At 69.0% G+C, this 14625-nt stretch carries 14 protein-coding genes; 10 read left to right on the top strand and 4 right to left on the bottom strand.

The features are described from left to right. Positions 1-18: 18 nt before the first annotated feature. The 3 genes from ACZ6SF_RS13420 to ACZ6SF_RS13410 are packed head-to-tail and all read left to right on the top strand — an operon-like array spanning position 19 to position 3144. Positions 19-1077, top strand: coding sequence for an alpha/beta hydrolase (locus ACZ6SF_RS13420; RefSeq protein ID WP_466062390.1), 1059 nt, complete (start codon positions 19-21; stop codon positions 1075-1077). Positions 1078-1120: 43 nt separating this feature from the next. Further along, complete coding sequence (locus ACZ6SF_RS13415) at positions 1121-2326, top strand: oxygenase MpaB family protein (protein ID WP_466062389.1); 1206 nt, start codon at positions 1121-1123, stop codon at positions 2324-2326. Then, positions 2326-3144: a lytic transglycosylase domain-containing protein gene (locus ACZ6SF_RS13410; protein WP_466062388.1), complete on the top strand. Its 819-nt coding sequence runs from the start codon at positions 2326-2328 to the stop codon at positions 3142-3144. The genes ACZ6SF_RS13415 and ACZ6SF_RS13410 overlap by 1 nt, the downstream gene beginning before the upstream one ends. Here the strand turns inward: ACZ6SF_RS13410 and ACZ6SF_RS13405 are convergent. Then, positions 3129-3917 (bottom strand): PucR family transcriptional regulator, encoded by a 789-nt coding sequence (locus ACZ6SF_RS13405; RefSeq protein ID WP_466062387.1) that lies wholly within the window; start codon positions 3915-3917, stop codon positions 3129-3131. The genes ACZ6SF_RS13410 and ACZ6SF_RS13405 overlap by 16 nt on opposite strands. A gap of 48 nt (positions 3918-3965) precedes the next feature. Then, positions 3966-5189: a PucR family transcriptional regulator gene (locus tag ACZ6SF_RS13400; protein WP_466062386.1), complete on the bottom strand. Its 1224-nt coding sequence runs from the start codon at positions 5187-5189 to the stop codon at positions 3966-3968. A 472-nt stretch (positions 5190-5661) separates the two neighbouring features. Here ACZ6SF_RS13400 and ACZ6SF_RS13395 point away from each other — a divergent pair, with 472 nt between their 5' ends. Next, entirely contained in the window at positions 5662-6294 is a 633-nt protein-coding gene (locus ACZ6SF_RS13395; protein WP_466062385.1) for a TetR/AcrR family transcriptional regulator, read from the top strand. On the opposite strand, the gene ACZ6SF_RS13390 is transcribed toward ACZ6SF_RS13395, so the two are convergent. Beyond that, positions 6282-6782 (bottom strand): SSI family serine proteinase inhibitor, encoded by a 501-nt coding sequence (locus ACZ6SF_RS13390; protein WP_466062384.1) that lies wholly within the window; start codon positions 6780-6782, stop codon positions 6282-6284. The two genes, ACZ6SF_RS13395 and ACZ6SF_RS13390, sit on opposite strands and share 13 nt — an antisense overlap. 120 nt (positions 6783-6902) lie before the next feature. Continuing rightward, positions 6903-7151 (bottom strand): hypothetical protein, encoded by a 249-nt coding sequence (locus ACZ6SF_RS13385; RefSeq protein ID WP_466062383.1) that lies wholly within the window; start codon positions 7149-7151, stop codon positions 6903-6905. A gap of 308 nt (positions 7152-7459) precedes the next feature. Here ACZ6SF_RS13385 and ACZ6SF_RS13380 point away from each other — a divergent pair, with 308 nt between their 5' ends. The 6 genes from ACZ6SF_RS13380 (at position 7460) to ACZ6SF_RS13355 (ending at position 14540) form a co-directional block, all read left to right on the top strand. Next, positions 7460-8413, top strand: coding sequence for an acyl-ACP desaturase (locus tag ACZ6SF_RS13380; RefSeq protein WP_466062382.1), 954 nt, complete (start codon positions 7460-7462; stop codon positions 8411-8413). A 142-nt stretch (positions 8414-8555) separates the two neighbouring features. Continuing rightward, positions 8556-10058 (top strand): alpha/beta hydrolase, encoded by a 1503-nt coding sequence (locus ACZ6SF_RS13375; protein WP_466062381.1) that lies wholly within the window; start codon positions 8556-8558, stop codon positions 10056-10058. A gap of 223 nt (positions 10059-10281) precedes the next feature. Next, complete coding sequence (locus ACZ6SF_RS13370) at positions 10282-11586, top strand: ABC transporter substrate-binding protein (RefSeq protein WP_466062380.1); 1305 nt, start codon at positions 10282-10284, stop codon at positions 11584-11586. Next, entirely contained in the window at positions 11583-12533 is a 951-nt protein-coding gene (locus tag ACZ6SF_RS13365) for a carbohydrate ABC transporter permease (RefSeq protein ID WP_466062379.1), read from the top strand. The genes ACZ6SF_RS13370 and ACZ6SF_RS13365 overlap by 4 nt, the downstream gene beginning before the upstream one ends. Continuing rightward, entirely contained in the window at positions 12530-13384 is an 855-nt protein-coding gene (locus tag ACZ6SF_RS13360) for a carbohydrate ABC transporter permease (protein WP_466062378.1), read from the top strand. Before ACZ6SF_RS13365 ends, ACZ6SF_RS13360 begins: the two co-directional genes overlap by 4 nt. A 103-nt stretch (positions 13385-13487) precedes the next feature. Then, complete coding sequence (locus ACZ6SF_RS13355) at positions 13488-14540, top strand: fatty acid desaturase family protein (RefSeq protein ID WP_466062377.1); 1053 nt, start codon at positions 13488-13490, stop codon at positions 14538-14540. The last annotated feature ends 85 nt before the right edge of the window (positions 14541-14625 follow it).

The raw sequence follows: 14625 nt of genomic DNA, 5'->3' as shown, positions 1-14625 counted from the left end.
GTCCCGAAGGAGTGACATATGACCCGGTACACGCCGCACCCGGCGCATCCCATCCGCCGCCTCCGCGCGCGCCGATTCGCCTCGGCGGTCCTTCTCACCGCCGTGGTGCTGGTGACCGGCGGCGCACCCGGCGCGGCCGCACCGGACGACCCCGGACCGGAAACCGAACCGGCTCACATCACGAGTATCGAGCCCGACGCCGACGGTCTGCTCGACCTGCGGGTGTATTCGGCGGCGATGGACTCCGTTCTCGGGGTCAAGGTCATCCGCGCCCACGACACCTCCGCCCCCGCGCCCGCCCTCTATCTGCTCAACGGGGCGGCCGGCGGGCACGGCGCCAGCAGTTGGCACCAGAAGACCGATATCCGGAACTTCTTCGCCGACCAGCAGGTCAACGTCGTGATACCGCTGGGCGGTTCGGGCAGTTATTTCACCGATTGGCAGACCGACGATCCGGTACTCGGCCGCCAGCAGTGGACCACCTTCCTGACCGGTGAACTGCCGCCGCTGATCGACGACGCGTTCAACGGTACGGGCGCGAACGCGGTCATCGGCATATCCATGGCGGCGACGTCGGTTTTCCAGCTGGCCCTGGCGGCGCCCCGGCGTTATGCGGCGATCGGTTCCTACAGCGGCTGTATCCGCACCTCGGATCCGCTGGGCCGGGTGATGGTGCGGGCGGTGGTGGGGCGCTGGGGCGGGGACGCGACGAATATGTGGGGACCGTGGCCGAGCCCGGCCTGGACCGCCAACGATCCCTACCTCCGTGCCGAGGAGTTGCGCGGCGTCACCGTGTTCGTCTCCACCGGCAACGGGATACCGGGACCGCTGGAGACCCTGCAGGGCCCGGGCATCGGAGGCGATCTCGGCAAACTCGTGGACCAGTCGGTGGTGGGCGGTCTGCTCGAAGCGGTCACCAATCAGTGCGCACTCGCCCTGCGTGCGCGACTGACGGAATTGGGAATACCCGCCGTTTTCGAGCTGCGCCCCAACGGCACGCACTCCTGGGGCTACTGGGAACAGGACCTGCATCGGTCGTGGCCGTTGATCCGGGATGCGCTGAACCGTGGCCGCTGATTCCGAAAGAACCTGTTCCGCAACACTTTCCGAAGGAACGCATATGTCAGTCACCGTCCCCGCCCGGCATCCCGCATCGCCCCGCAAGATCCCGGTGCTCGGCGCGCTCGCCGGTGCGCTCGGTGTCGCCGGGCCGACCCCGGCGCAATGGCAGGAGCTCGGTACGGCCCTGACGGCCGGTGATCCCCCGATGGACGCCGTGGTCGACTGGATATACCGCGACGGGCCGGAGGCCACCCGGCCGCTGTTCGACCGCGCGCTCCGCGAGGGCATCGCCGAGATGCGGGGCGCGCCGCAGCCGTTGCGGGAGTTCTTCGTCCACGTGGAGTCGCCGCCACGGTGGCTGGATCCGGACCGGTTGCGCCGTGGCGCGCGGGTGTACCGGCTGGGCGGCGTCGACGGGGTGTACGTGGCGCGGGACGTATCGTTTCTCGGCGGCTATCTGGCCTCCGGATTCAATCGGACACTGCTGCGCACCGGAGCGCTGGAGAAGGGACCGGCCAAGCGGTTCGCCGAAACGGCGCAGTGGGCCTTGGATGTCACCGCCGAGAACGGATTGCAGCGGGGCGGCCCGGGGTACCGGTCCACGATCCAGGTCCGGTTCATCCACGCGCTGGTTCGCCGTGAGGTCGCGGCGATGCCCGATTGGCGCGCGCAGGACTGGGGTCTGCCCATCAATCAGACCGATATGGCGGCCACCCTGGTGGGGGCCCTCATCGCGCCCCTGGTCGGGGCGGTGCCGATGGGAATCGTGCCCCCGCGCCGCGATCTGGAGGCCGCCGCCCATCTGGTCCGCTACGTCGGCTGGCTGATCGGGGTGCAGAACACCTTCCTGCCGGCCGATTTCGCCGACGCCGTCCGGGTGCTGTACCACACGCTGGCCGCCATCACCGCGCCCGACGACACCTCGCGCCGGCTGGCGGTCCCCATGGCCGATGATCCGCTGAACTGGCATTTCCGCAATTTCCCGGTGGTACGGGGGCGGATCGCGCGGGCCCGGCATCTGTCGATCTCGGCCGCCATGCTGGGTCCGAAGGCGATGCGGAAGCTGGGGCTGCCGTCCGCGGTGCCGCCGTGGTACCCGGTACTGCGATTACCGCTGAATCTCGCGCGGTCGGCGCTGATCCGGTTGCCGGGCGGGATGGACCGCGCCGCGGACCGTGGCCGTCGGGCGCAGGAGGCCTTCCTGCGGACACTGACCGGCCCGGACGCGGTCGTGATCGGTGAATCGGTGCGGGGGTTCGGCTGATGGGCGGCCGGCATCGGCGGCGGTCGCGGAGGAGGATTCCCCGGATTCCGGTGGTGGCGCTGACCGGCCTGCTGCCGACGGGGGTGTTCGCGATCGCGGAGTCGCCGGGGGCGCCGGGACCGCCGGAGCGACACGATCCGGTCCGGCTGTTGCCCGACGTGGCCCCGGAGCCCGCGCCGCCCGATACCGCCCCCGATCCGGTCGCGGCCGCGCCCCCGGCGCCGTTCGTCCTGCTGAAAGCGGCCAAGCAGGCGCCGCCCCCGCCGCCGCCCCTGCCGCCGGCGGTCGCGGTAGCCGTGGGGACACAGGATATTCCGGCGGTCGCGGTGGCCGCCTATCAGAACGCCGCCGGGATCGTGGCCGCGGAGAACCCCGCCTGCGGATTGCCGTGGACGCTGCTGGCGGGGATCGGGCGGATCGAGTCGGGGCACGCGTTCGGCGCGCTCGCCGATCCGGCGGGCAATCCCGTCCAGCCGATCTACGGACCCGTGCTGGACGGGAGCCTGGACGGTAACGAGGTCGTCACCGATACCGACGGAGGCGCTCTCGACGGTTCGCCCACCCACGATCGGGCCGTGGGCCCGATGCAGTTCATTCCGGAGACCTGGCAGTACTACGCCTCGGACGGAAACGGTGACGGTGTGACCGACCCGCAGAACATCTTCGACGCCACCGTCGCCGCGGGCCGCTATCTGTGTGACGGCGGCTCCGATCTCACCCGCCGGGAACAGCGCGAGCGGGCGATCCTGCGCTACAACAACTCGATGGCCTATGTGATATCGGTGCTCGCCTGGGAACAGACCTACAGCGGGGGGTAGGCGCCGGCGTCGCCCGTATAGCCCCGGACCACCAGCGCCGAGCGCAGATACCAGAGCCCCGGCGCCTCGCCGGCGTCCAATCCGGTCAGTTCGCCGATCCGCTTCAGCCGGTAATCCACCGTATTCGGGTGGATATGCAGCGCGCGGGCGGTGCGCTGACGGTTGAGATTGTTGGCGATATGAACGCGCAGCATGTGGATCAGGTCCGGATGGTCGTCGAGCGGATCCAGTAGCGAGGCGAGCTGGTCACGACCGGGCCCGGGACGGGTCAACTGATACTCGAGAGCCAGATCGTCGAAACCGTACAGTCCGGCGGGCAGCTGCAACTGCCGGATCAGATCCACGACTTCCCAGGCCTGCCGGGCCGTCTCCGGAATCCGCTCGGGCACCGCTTCGGAGAGGACGGCGATGATCGGCGCGTTCTCGTCGCGGCACAGACGCCCGATCACCCGGTGCGCGGTGTCCGCCGGAAGCGCCTGCGCGGGAACCAGGATGGTGACACCGTCCGCGGTGGCGGCCGCCAGGGCCCGCGGGGAGAGCAGTGCGGGCAGGTCCGGGGGAAGTTTCGGCAGCGCCGGTCCGGCCGGGCCGCGGGTGCCGCCGGCCGGACCGCGGACAGCGACCGCGAACACGCGGTAGGACTCCGCGATGGGCACTCCGGTCTCGTGGGCGATCACCGCCGCGCCACGTCCCGCGAGCAGGGTTTCGGCGGGCCCGCGAGGCGGCGGGCCGGCCGGCGACGCGGTCGCGTGCGAATGGTCGTTCCTCGGCATCGCTGATCACCTGTTCCCGCGAAGTCTCTCCGATCCGGTACGGGCGGATCAGTTTCCGATCGATCCGGCGCCGCCGGATTCGTAGCCGTGGGCGATGAGACCCGATTGCAGATACCAGAGGCCGGTCTGCTGAACCGGATCGAATCCGGTGAGCTCCTGGATCCGCCGCAACCGGTAATCGACCGTATTGCGATGCAGCGCGAGGATATGGGCGGTGGCCTGCCGGCGGAGGCGATTGCGGATGTAGAGCAGGAGCGTGTCGAGCAGTTCCGGATGGTCGTAGAGCGGCGCCACCCGGGCCGACAACCGGGTTCGCGCGGGGCCCGGCCGGGTCAGCTGGTATTCGAGGGCGAGGTCCCGGAACCGGTAGAGCCCGGCGCGGTACTGCAGCCGCTGCGCGAGATCGAGGAGTTCGTGCGCGGTTTCGGCGACCGCCGCGATCCGCGTGCGCTCCGCCGGCGCGATGATCGCGATGATCGGCATACCCGCCGCCGCGGTGAGCTCGGCGACCAGCTCGCCGGGGTCGGTCCGGCCCTCGGCCGGTACGAGGATCGTGCCGCCGTGAGCGCCGAGCGCGACCAGGACGGACGGGTCGTGATCGCGGGCCAGTGCCTGCCGCATCCGCCGGAGTCCGTGGCGGCCGTCGTGGCAGGACCCCGGCCCCGTCGCGTCCACGGTCGTGGTGGAGTCGTCGTCCGGCCGCAGGGCCAGTGCGAGAACGGAATAGGTCTCGCTGATCCGGGCGCCGGGCGGGAGCGCTTCGACCCGGCCCTCGGCCGCCGCCGCGGCGAGGGACCCCAGCGTGGGTACCGGACCGCAGGTATCGGTACCCAGCGGCAGCATCAGTCCCTCCGATACCGCGCGGGACATCTCCTCGTGGGCATGGACGAAACGGTGGACCGCGGGCAGCAGCTGTTCGGCGGATCCGGGCCGGGCCGCGGCGAGGAGCCGTGTGAAGGATTCGTCGACCGCGGATCGCACGATGCGGTGGAACGCATCGGCCGTGCCGCCGTTGCGCATCCAGCCGGTCGCGGATTCGTGCAGGCCGGCGAGTTCGGGCGATTCGCCGGACCCGGGAGGCGTATCGGCGGAGTACTCGGCGAGCATGCGGGTGCAGGCCCGGAAGACCTGGGATCGCCACTCGGGGCCCTGCGCCGCCGGGCCGCGGCTCGCGTCACCGGCCGGGCCGGTTCCGGGGGCGGCGGCCCGGACCCGGCCGAGCGGCCGTTCTCCGGTGCGGCGGGCTCGGTGATCGTCGGCGGTGACGGGCATATCGGGCTCCATTCGGCGAGTGGTCCGCGGTCGGGAACGGACCGCGGGATGGCCGATCGACCATTACGATAGCGTGAATGTAACATTGCATCAATGATGGGTTCACCGTTGACTTTACGTATCAACGATAGATACATTGTTGCGTAGTAATTCGACGAAGTTCGCCGCTCGAGAATCGAATCGAGGTGGGATATGAATCCTGCCCGCACGCGCGAACGAACGCCGGGCCCGCTGTGCGATTTCCGCGGGCCCCGAGATCTCCGCCCGTTTCGGACGAGGGGGTCGTAGCGCCCCGCAACGTCCTCGATCCCGAACGGGCGGAACGGCTCCGGTCCTCGACGGTGATTCGGCCGGAGCCGCGCGGGGCGGTCCGCCGGCCGATCGGCGGACCGTCCCGCGTCACCGGGAATGCCGTCCGGACCGTCTCGCGCATTCCTTTGACGCAATGAAACAGGATCGGTACTTTCGATGCATGGTGCGTGTATTCGACAGTGTCGAGGAAACAATCCTGGACGCGGCGCTGCAGCGAATCCTGCAGGTGGGAATCCGGCGGAGCAGTCTCGACGATATCGCGCGCCGCTGCGGGCTCAACCGGGTCACGATCTACCGGCGCTTCGCCGGGAAGGACAATCTGGTCGACGCCGTGCTCACCCGCGAGATCCAGCGGGTCCTGGCCGAGGCCACCGCCATCGCCACCACGACCCCCGGTGTCGAGGCGCAGATCGTCGAGACGGTTCTCTACATCCTGCGGCTCACCAGAACCCACCCCCTGGTGACCCAGCTGATCGCGGTGGCCCCGGAGGAATCGCTGGGCTTCTACACCGTGCGCGGTGAGGAACTGGTGTCGCAGGGCATCAAGTTCATCGTCAGCATTCTGGACGCCGCTCAGGAACGTGGCGAGATCGATCGGTACGACACCCGTCCCGTCGCCGAACTCGTCGCACGGTTCGCGCATTCGCTGATGCTGACCCCCACGGCGGGTGCGGATTTCGACGACGAGGACGCGGCCCGCGCCTTCGTGCGGGCCGCGATACTCCCGATCATGCGGCACGGTCTGCAGCCGCGGCGGACCGGGCCGCCGGGCCGGGGCATTCAGAACTTGTAGACGTGCTCGGCGGCGTTGGCCAGTACGCACCAGTTGGAGAATTCGTGCTGATAGGTCACCGGCCTGCTGTTCCACAGGCCGATCACCAGGAGTGAGACGGGCTCGTAGATCATCGGGCAGGCGGCCGGTTCCGCGGTGAGCGCGGCGAAATCACCTTCGACCGCCGTCAATTCGGCGCACGCGTGCTCCGGATCGGGATGGGTTCCGGTCTGCTCCGGCGCGCACAGAAGAGTGGTGGTGCGGAACTCGGGTTTCCCGGAACGGGCTACCGCCGCCAAGGTCAGTACCGAGATACCGGAATCATCCGAATCGGGCGCCGGTGTGCGGGCCGGCGAGGTGGTGGTGGGCGTGGTTTGGGTGGCGGAACTCTCCGGAGACCCCGCGCCCGGTGTGGGTTCGGCGCCGGGTTCCCGGGCGTGTGCCGGCGCCGGCGCGAACCATATCGCGCAGACGAGTGCCGCGGTGGCGACGCGTCCGAATATCGGCATTGTCGAGCCTTTCTCGAATTGTCGGCGGCAGTTGCCGGGCCCCGGCTGCCGTCTGGGTGGCAGTCGCGGGGCCCGGCCCGGCGGTCTACCGGATCATGCTGCCCTACAAGGGGTCACGGGTCAGGAGCCCGCGCCCGCGGACAGGGAGGAGACGAGGTCGAGCACGAGGTCGACGCCCGTCTCGAGAATGCCCGTCCCGGCGTCGATGACGCCCGAACCGGTGCTCGGCAGCAGGCCCGAATCGGTGACCCCCGGGCTGGTGCCGGCGGTGGAGGGCGCCTGATCGGGGGCGGCCTGCGCCGGCCCCGCGGCCAGTGCCAGGGTGCCGACGACAGCGGCGGAAGCGAGAATTCCGGAAATTGCGCGCATTGTGCTTTCTTTCTGGTCGGAAACTTCTTGCGGGCACAGGCTATCCCGGCTTTTTCGACGGCCGGAGGAATTGGTGGCGATACACCAATGCGTCGCAATTTCGATCGTGCACGAGTACGGCCGACGCATGAAAATGTACGGAAAGAATCTCGGGAATATTGTGATACGAGCGTGAACCGCCTGCCGGAGTGTCGTTTTCGGTTTCGGAGGATTCCCGGAGTGCCTTGTTACCTTCCGGTGGCCGGTCGCCTGCCGCGACCGAGCGCCGATCCCGAATCGGTCCCGCCGACGAGCCGAGGAGACCTGCCATGGGACGTGATCTCAGCCAGTACGAATTGCTGGCGGAACTGGAACCGGTGGTCGCCGAGAATCTCGACCGGCACCTGGGCACCGCCACAGTGTGGCATCCGCACGACTACGTCCCCTGGGACGAGGGCCGCAACTTCGCCGCCATGGGCGGGCAGGACTGGGAGCCCGGGCAGTCGCGGCTCTCGGAGGTCGCCAAGGTCGCCATGATCACCAACCTGCTCACCGAGGACAATCTGCCCTCCTACCACCGCACCATCAGCGAGCATTTCTCCCGCGACGGCGCCTGGGGCACCTGGGTGGGCCGCTGGACCGCGGAGGAGAACCGGCACGGGATCGTCATGCGCGACTACCTGGTGGTGACCCGCGGCGTGGACCCGGTGGCGCTGGAGAACGACCGGATGGTGCATATGACCCGCGGGGTACACGCCCCGGAGTATTTCCGGGGTGTACTCGATCAGGTCGCCTACGTGACGTTCCAGGAGCTGGCCACCCGTATCAGCCACCGCTGCACCGGGAAGGTGTGCGACGACCCGGTCGCCGACGCGATGCTCAAGCGCATCGCGGCCGATGAGAACCTGCATATGCTCTTCTACCGGAATGTGGCCGCGGCGGCGTTCGACCTCGCCCCCGATCAGGCGATGGAATCGGTGACCAAGATCGTCAAGGATTTCGCGATGCCGGGCCGGGGGATGCCGAACTGGCGCCGCAATGGGGTGCTGATGGTGAAGCACGGTATCTACGATCTGCGCCAGCACCTCGACGAGGTGCTGATGCCGGTCCTGCGGACCTGGCGGGTCTTCGAGCGTGACGATTTCACCGCGCGCGGCGAGCGCAGCCGGGAGGAACTGGGCGCCTACCTCGAACGACTGGGCCGGGACGTGCAGCGCTTCGTGGAGCGCCGCGCGCGCCTGCTCGCCCGGGAGGCGGACGACGCCGTCCTCACCGTGAGCTGAGGCTTCCCGGTCGCACCTCCGGACCGCACCATCCATTGCCGGGCACGGCTCCGGCCTGCAGATCTTGACTGTGCCGTGAGGGCACGGTGTGCAGTGGGAGCCGGAAAGACCAACTGTGCGATCAGGTCGGGGAGTGGGATAGATGAATCGAAAACGCGGGTTCGGCCGGCGGGCCGCCCTGGTTACCGTACTGGCCCTCGCAGGGGCGCTCACCGGGGTGTCGCCCGCGGCGACCCAGCCGCGTGACGAACCCGCGCCGCAGGTGCGGTGGGGCGCGTGCCCCGACGACGTCCCGAACGATCCGCCGGTGCTGCAGTGCGCGACCGTGCCGGTGCCACTGGACTACCGCGATCCGGGCGGCGCGCAGATCGAGATCATGATTTCCCGGTTGGCGGCGAAGAACCCGGACAAGCGGCGCGGGGTGCTGCTCCTGAACCCGGGGGGCCCGGGCGGCTCCGGGCTGGGATTCGCGCAGCTGCTGGTTTCCCAGGGCATGCCGGATAGTGTCCTGGACAGCTACGACCTGATCGGTATGGACACGCGCGGGATCGGGCATTCGGCGCCGGTGAGCTGCGGCTTCACCACCGATCAACCGTATCTCGGCAATATTCCGCCGCACGCCGCCGACGACGCGGCGGTCGCCGAGCGGGCGACGATCGTGCGGGGCGTCGCCGACCAGTGCGCGGCCGGCGACCGCGAGGGCCGGCTCCGCCATATTTCGACGGCGAACACCGCCCGCGATCTGGACCGGATCCGGGCCGCGCTCGGCGAGGAGAAGGCCAGTTTCCTCGGTTATTCCTACGGAACCGCGCTGGGCGCCGCGTACGCCTCGATGTTCCCGGAGCGCACCGATCGGATCGTGCTCGACAGCAATATCGGTGACACCCACCTCGACCAGGACGGGATACGCCGGTACGCCCGCGGTATGGAGGAGACGTTCCCGGACTTCGCGAAATGGGCTGCCGCGCGGCACGACACCTACGGTCTGGGCCGCACGCCGGAAGCGGTCCGTGACACCTACTTCACTCTGGCCGGGAAGCTCGACCGGACCCCGGTGAACGGAGTCGACGGCCCGCTCTTCCGATTGGCCAGCTTCGTGACGCTCTACAACCAGCGGTCCTATGAGCAGGCCGCGCAGGAGTGGCAGTCGCTGCTCGCCGCTCCGGCCCCCGCGACGCCCCCGCCACCGCCCCCGGCGGCTCCTTCGCCGGCCGATAACGCCTGGTCGGTGTTCCTCGCGGTGACCTGCAACGACGTGGAATGGCCGGAGGATGTCGCCGGTTACCAGCGGGCCGTCGCCGAAGACCGCGAGAGGTATCCGCTGTACGGCGCGTCGGCGGCGAACATCCTGCCCTGCGCGTATTGGCAGGCGCCGCTCGAGCCGCCGGTGGCGATCTCCGGTGACGGGCCCGGCGTCCTCATCCTGCAGAACCGCCGCGACCCGGTCACTCCTCTGCGCGGCGGCGAGTTGCTCGACGAGAAGTTCGGCGCGCGGTCCCGCCTGGTCCGGGTGGACGGGAGCGGGCACGGGGCCTACGTCCTGGGCGACAACCCCTGCGCGCTGGATGTCACCACGCGCTACCTGGTCGAGGGCACCCTGCCCGAACGGGATGTGGACTGCGCGCCGGCTCCGGCCGGCGGTTGAGCCCCGGGCGGCCACGCCATGATTCGCCGCCCGCCCGGTGGTCGCCGGGCGGGCGACATGCCCGGGTGGCAATGGGGCGGCTGCGCCGGTGTTCCTGCGATACTCGGGTCGGTCTCGACACCGGGTGACGGGGCCGGCCGAGACATCGTGCCGGGCGATCCGGACCCGGACAGTGTGATTGCTGCGTCCTCGCCAGTGCCGTCACAAGGGAATCCGGGTCACCATGCGATTAGCGCGACGTACGTTTCTGCGTGGGGTGGGTGCCGCCGGTGTGTCCCTCGCGGCCGCGGGGGCGAGCGGGTGCAGTGACGACGACGCGCTGACCTTCTTCTTCCAGGCCAATCCGGAAGAGGCCGAGGGGCGGATGCGGGTGATCGACGAATTCACCCGCCGCTACCCGGGGATCCGGGTCCGCACGGTGTTGTCGGGACCGGATCCGATCCAGCAGATGTCGACCTTCTGCGCGGGCGGCAAATGCCCGGATGTGCTGATGGCCTGGGAACAGACCTACGCCGCCCTCGCCGATCGCGGCGTCCTGCTCGACCTGAATACACTGCTCGGACAGGACCCCGCCTTCGCGGCGGCGCTGGAATCCGACAGCGTGCCCGCTCTGTACGACACCTTCGCCCTGGACGGCGGGCAGTACGCACTGCCCGAACAGTGGTCGGGGAACTTCTTGTTCGTCAACCGGGCGCATTTCGCCGATGCCGGGCTCACGGCGCCCGGCCGGTGGGACGCCGCCTGGAGCTTCGCCGATTTCCTCGATATCACCCGCGCGCTCACCACCCGCGACGGTACGGGCCGGGTGACTCGCTGGGGTTTCGTCGACACCTGGGTTCCCTACTATTCGGCCGGACTGTTCGGAATGAACAACGGCGCGGAATGGGCCAGCCCGCGCACCCGTCCGCTGCGCTGCAATTTCGCCGACGAGGCGTTCATCGAGGGGGTGCAGTTCTACGCGGATCTGGCCAACGAACACCGGGTGGCGCCGACCCCGAACGACCAGCAGTCGGTCTCGGCGATGGACCTCTTCACGCAGGGCCGGGCGGCGCTGGCCATGGGTGGGCATTGGCGTTACCGGACCTTCGCCGACGCCGGCGATATCGACTTCGATGTCACCGCGTTGCCCGCGGGTCCCCGGGGATCGGGTGCGGGCTCGAATATCGGCGCCACGGGTCTGGCGATCGCGGCCGCGAGCCCACGGCGCGAACAGGCTTGGGAGTTCGTGAAATTCGCGACCGGGCCGGTGGGCCAGGCGATCATCGCCGAAACCGGGCTGTTCGTACCGGTTCTGAGCTCGGCGGTGCACTCCGGTGGCTTCGCCGCGGCCCACCGGAAGGTGGGAAATCTCGCGATCCTGACCGAGGGACCGGCCTGCTCCGGACCGCTCCCGGTCACCCCGGAATGGGCGCGGATCGACGCGCTGATGGATCGCAATTTCGGACCGGTACTGCGGGGCGCGCGGCGGGCGGCCTCGTTGCGCGACCGGCTCTCGCGCGATACCGATGAGGTGCTGCGCAACCGATGACCGTCACCGGAGAACCCGCTGTCGCCGAGATCCCCGCACCGGCGCGCGCCGGTCGGCCGCGACGTACCGAACTGGCGAAGCGGCAGGCGCGGGCGGCGCGGTTGTTCGTCGCGCCCAATCTGCTCGCGGTGGCGGTGTTCATGCTGTTCCCGCTGGCGTTCTCGCTGTATCTGGGTTTCCAGCAGTGGGATATGTCCGGGCCGGCGCGATTCATCGGGACGGATAATTTCCGCCGGCTGTTCACCGGTGATCCGCTGTTCCCGATCGCGCTGCGCAATACGGTGCTCTTCACCCTCGGGAGTCTGGTGCCGACCGTCGCGATCAGCCTGGTGATCGCCGCGGCGCTGAACCGGAAGGTCCGGGGAATCGGCCTGTTCCGGACGGTGCTGCTGCTCCCGCTGGCGGTATCCAGTGTGGTGATGGCAGTGGTCTGGCGTTTCGTCTTCGATACCAACAACGGGCTGATGAACATCATGCTCGGCTGGGCCGGGATAGGGCCGGTCCCGTGGTTGGTCGACCCGGACTGGGCGATGGTCTCGCTGTGCCTCGTCAGTATCTGGCGCAGTATTCCGTTCGCCACGGTGGTCCTGCTCGCGGCCATGCAGGGGGTGCCGGAGAACCTGTACGAGGCGGCGAAAATCGATGGGGCCGGGGATGTTCAGCGCTTCTTCCGGATCACGCTGCCGCTGATCCGGGGCGCCCTGTCGTTCGTGCTCGTGGTCTCGGTCATCAACACGGTGCAGGCGTTCGACCAGGTCTATGCCCTCACCGGCGGCAACGGCGGTCCCGAAACCGGCACCTACATCTTCGGCATCATGATCTTCCAGAACGCCTTTGCGTTCGGCGATATGGGGTACGCGTCGGCGATCGCCTGGGTGGTATTCGTGATCTTGCTGATCCTCACGGTGGCGCAACTCCGGTTCGCGCGCGAGGACGAGACGCGGTGACGCGGCCGCTCCCGGCGCGGCGCGCTCACCGGCGCACGGTCGTTCGCGCGGTCGCGCTCTACGCCGGGCTCATCGCGATGGGGTGGTGTGCGCTGTTCCCGATCCTGTGGGCGCTGTCGGGTTCGCTGAAGAAGGAATCGGAGGTCGCCTCGCCGACGCTGATTCCCCCGGACCCGCAGTGGTCGAACTACGGCGAGGTGTTCGACCTGATGCCGTTCGGGCGGATGTTCGTCAACACCGTCGTCTACGCGGCCTGCGTGACGGCCGGGCAGGTGTTCTTCTGTTCGCTGGCCGGGTACGCGTTCGCCCGGTTGCGGTTCCCCGGGCGGGAGGTCCTGTTCGTGGCCTACCTGGCCACCCTGATGGTCCCGCTGACCGTCACCGTTATTCCGCAGTTCGTCCTCATGCGCGTGGCCGGCTGGACGGATACCCCGTGGGCGCTGATCGTGCCCGGCCTGTTCGGCAGCGCGTTCGGCACGTACCTGATGCGGCAGTTCTTCCGCACCCTGCCCGCCGAACTCGAGGAAGCCGCCGTCCTCGACGGCTGCTCACCCTGGCAGATCTATTGGCGGGTACTGCTGCCCAACGCCCGGCCCGCGGTGATGGTGCTCGGGGTACTCACCTGGGTCGGGGTCTGGAACGATTTCCTGTGGCCGCTGGTGATGATCCAGCGCCAGGAGATCTCCACCGTCACCCTCGGGCTGGTCTGGATGCAGGGACAGTATGTGTCGAAATGGCCGGTGCTGATGGCCGCGTCGATGCTCATTCTGCTACCGATGGTGATCGTGTACGCCTTCGCGCAGAAGGCATTCACCCGCGGTATCGCCATGTCCGGGTTCGGCGGACGCTAGCGGCAGGTCCCGGTCGCGGTCGGGATACCTCACCCCGTGGTGCTATCGCCGGCCGTACCGTGGGCTTACCCCGAACGAGATTTCCGCCCATAGCGTCGATTCCATGACGATATCGGCCCCGGCCCCAGAGGCGAATCCACGATCACCGCGACGGCGCGCCGAGGGCGATTACGCCCGGTTGCTGCGCCGCGTCTCCGCCGCCGGGCTGATGAACCGGCGCCCCGTCTACTACGCGATCCGGCTCACTCTGGTGGGGATCGCGTTCGCGGCCGGCTGGGTGGCGTTCGTCCTCGTCGGCGACTCCTGGTGGACCCTGCTCGTCGCCGCGTGCATGGCCGTGACCTTCGCCCAGGTCGCACTCGTCATGCACGATGTGGCACACCGGCAGGTCTTCCGGCTGCGGCGGCCGACGGAAATCGTGGGGCGGCTCGCCGGTAACGCCGGTATCGGTCTGGGCTACGGGTGGTGGCAGGACAAGCACACCCGCCACCACGCCAATCCGAATCACGAGGAACTCGATCCCGATGTCGCTCCCGACATCCTGGTCTGGTCCCAGCGACAAGCGCGGGCGAGCCGCGGGATGACCCGGCTGATCGGGCGGGCGCAGGCGTTCCTGTTCTTCCCGCTGCTGACGTTGGAAGGCCTGAATCTGCACGTGGCGGGTTTGCGCGCGCTGCGCAACCGGTCGGTCAGGCACCGGTGGACGGAGGGCGCGCTGCTCGCCGTCCATTTCGCCGCCTACTTCGGCGCCCTGTTCGCGGTGCTGCCCGCCGGCAAGGCGCTGGCGTTCTTCGCCGTGCACCAGGCGCTGTTCGGCGTGTACATGGGCTGTATCTTCGCCCCGAACCACAAGGGCATGCCGACCCTCACCGGCGGCGACCGCCCCGACTATCTCCGCAGACAGGTACTCACCTCACGGAACGTGCGCGGCGGTGTGCTGACCGATCTCGCGCTCGGCGGGCTCAACTACCAGATCGAGCACCACTTGTTCCCGAATATGCCGACCCCGAACCTGCGCCGTGCCCAGGTGATCGTCCGCGAATACTGCGCCGAGATCGGCGTGAGCTACCACGAGACCGGACTGATCGATTCCTACCGCGAGGCGTTGCGCCACCTGCATCACGCCGGCGCGCCGCTGCGCGCCGCCGATCGATGACCCCACACGATGACCCCCACACAGTGCAGTCCCCGGTAGTCTCCGTCGATTTCCGAAGTTCCAGTCGTCGCTGTTTCTCCGGTCC

It is taken from the genome of Nocardia sp. NPDC049935 (genome assembly GCF_055586645.1).
The sequence above is the reverse complement of the archived record's forward strand: the minus strand, read 5'-3'. Positions and strand labels throughout refer to the sequence as shown.

Excerpts from the sequence above, each read along its gene's own strand:
- ACZ6SF_RS13370 (WP_466062380.1), top strand. The coding sequence starts at position 10,282 with ATGCGATTAGCGCGACGTACGTTTCTGCGTGGGGTGGGTGCCGCCGGT.
- ACZ6SF_RS13375 (WP_466062381.1), top strand. The coding sequence starts at position 8,556 with ATGAATCGAAAACGCGGGTTCGGCCGGCGGGCCGCCCTGGTTACCGTA.
- ACZ6SF_RS13390 (WP_466062384.1), bottom strand. The coding sequence starts at position 6,782 with ATGCCGATATTCGGACGCGTCGCCACCGCGGCACTCGTCTGCGCGATA.
- ACZ6SF_RS13380 (WP_466062382.1), top strand. The coding sequence starts at position 7,460 with ATGGGACGTGATCTCAGCCAGTACGAATTGCTGGCGGAACTGGAACCG.
- ACZ6SF_RS13410 (WP_466062388.1), top strand. The coding sequence starts at position 2,326 with ATGGGCGGCCGGCATCGGCGGCGGTCGCGGAGGAGGATTCCCCGGATT.
- ACZ6SF_RS13365 (WP_466062379.1), top strand. The coding sequence starts at position 11,583 with ATGACCGTCACCGGAGAACCCGCTGTCGCCGAGATCCCCGCACCGGCG.
- ACZ6SF_RS13395 (WP_466062385.1), top strand. The coding sequence starts at position 5,662 with ATGGTGCGTGTATTCGACAGTGTCGAGGAAACAATCCTGGACGCGGCG.
- ACZ6SF_RS13405 (WP_466062387.1), bottom strand. The coding sequence starts at position 3,917 with ATGCCGAGGAACGACCATTCGCACGCGACCGCGTCGCCGGCCGGCCCG.
- ACZ6SF_RS13355 (WP_466062377.1), top strand. The coding sequence starts at position 13,488 with ATGACGATATCGGCCCCGGCCCCAGAGGCGAATCCACGATCACCGCGA.
- ACZ6SF_RS13400 (WP_466062386.1), bottom strand. The coding sequence starts at position 5,189 with ATGCCCGTCACCGCCGACGATCACCGAGCCCGCCGCACCGGAGAACGG.
- ACZ6SF_RS13385 (WP_466062383.1), bottom strand. The coding sequence starts at position 7,151 with ATGCGCGCAATTTCCGGAATTCTCGCTTCCGCCGCTGTCGTCGGCACC.
- ACZ6SF_RS13420 (WP_466062390.1), top strand. The coding sequence starts at position 19 with ATGACCCGGTACACGCCGCACCCGGCGCATCCCATCCGCCGCCTCCGC.
- ACZ6SF_RS13415 (WP_466062389.1), top strand. The coding sequence starts at position 1,121 with ATGTCAGTCACCGTCCCCGCCCGGCATCCCGCATCGCCCCGCAAGATC.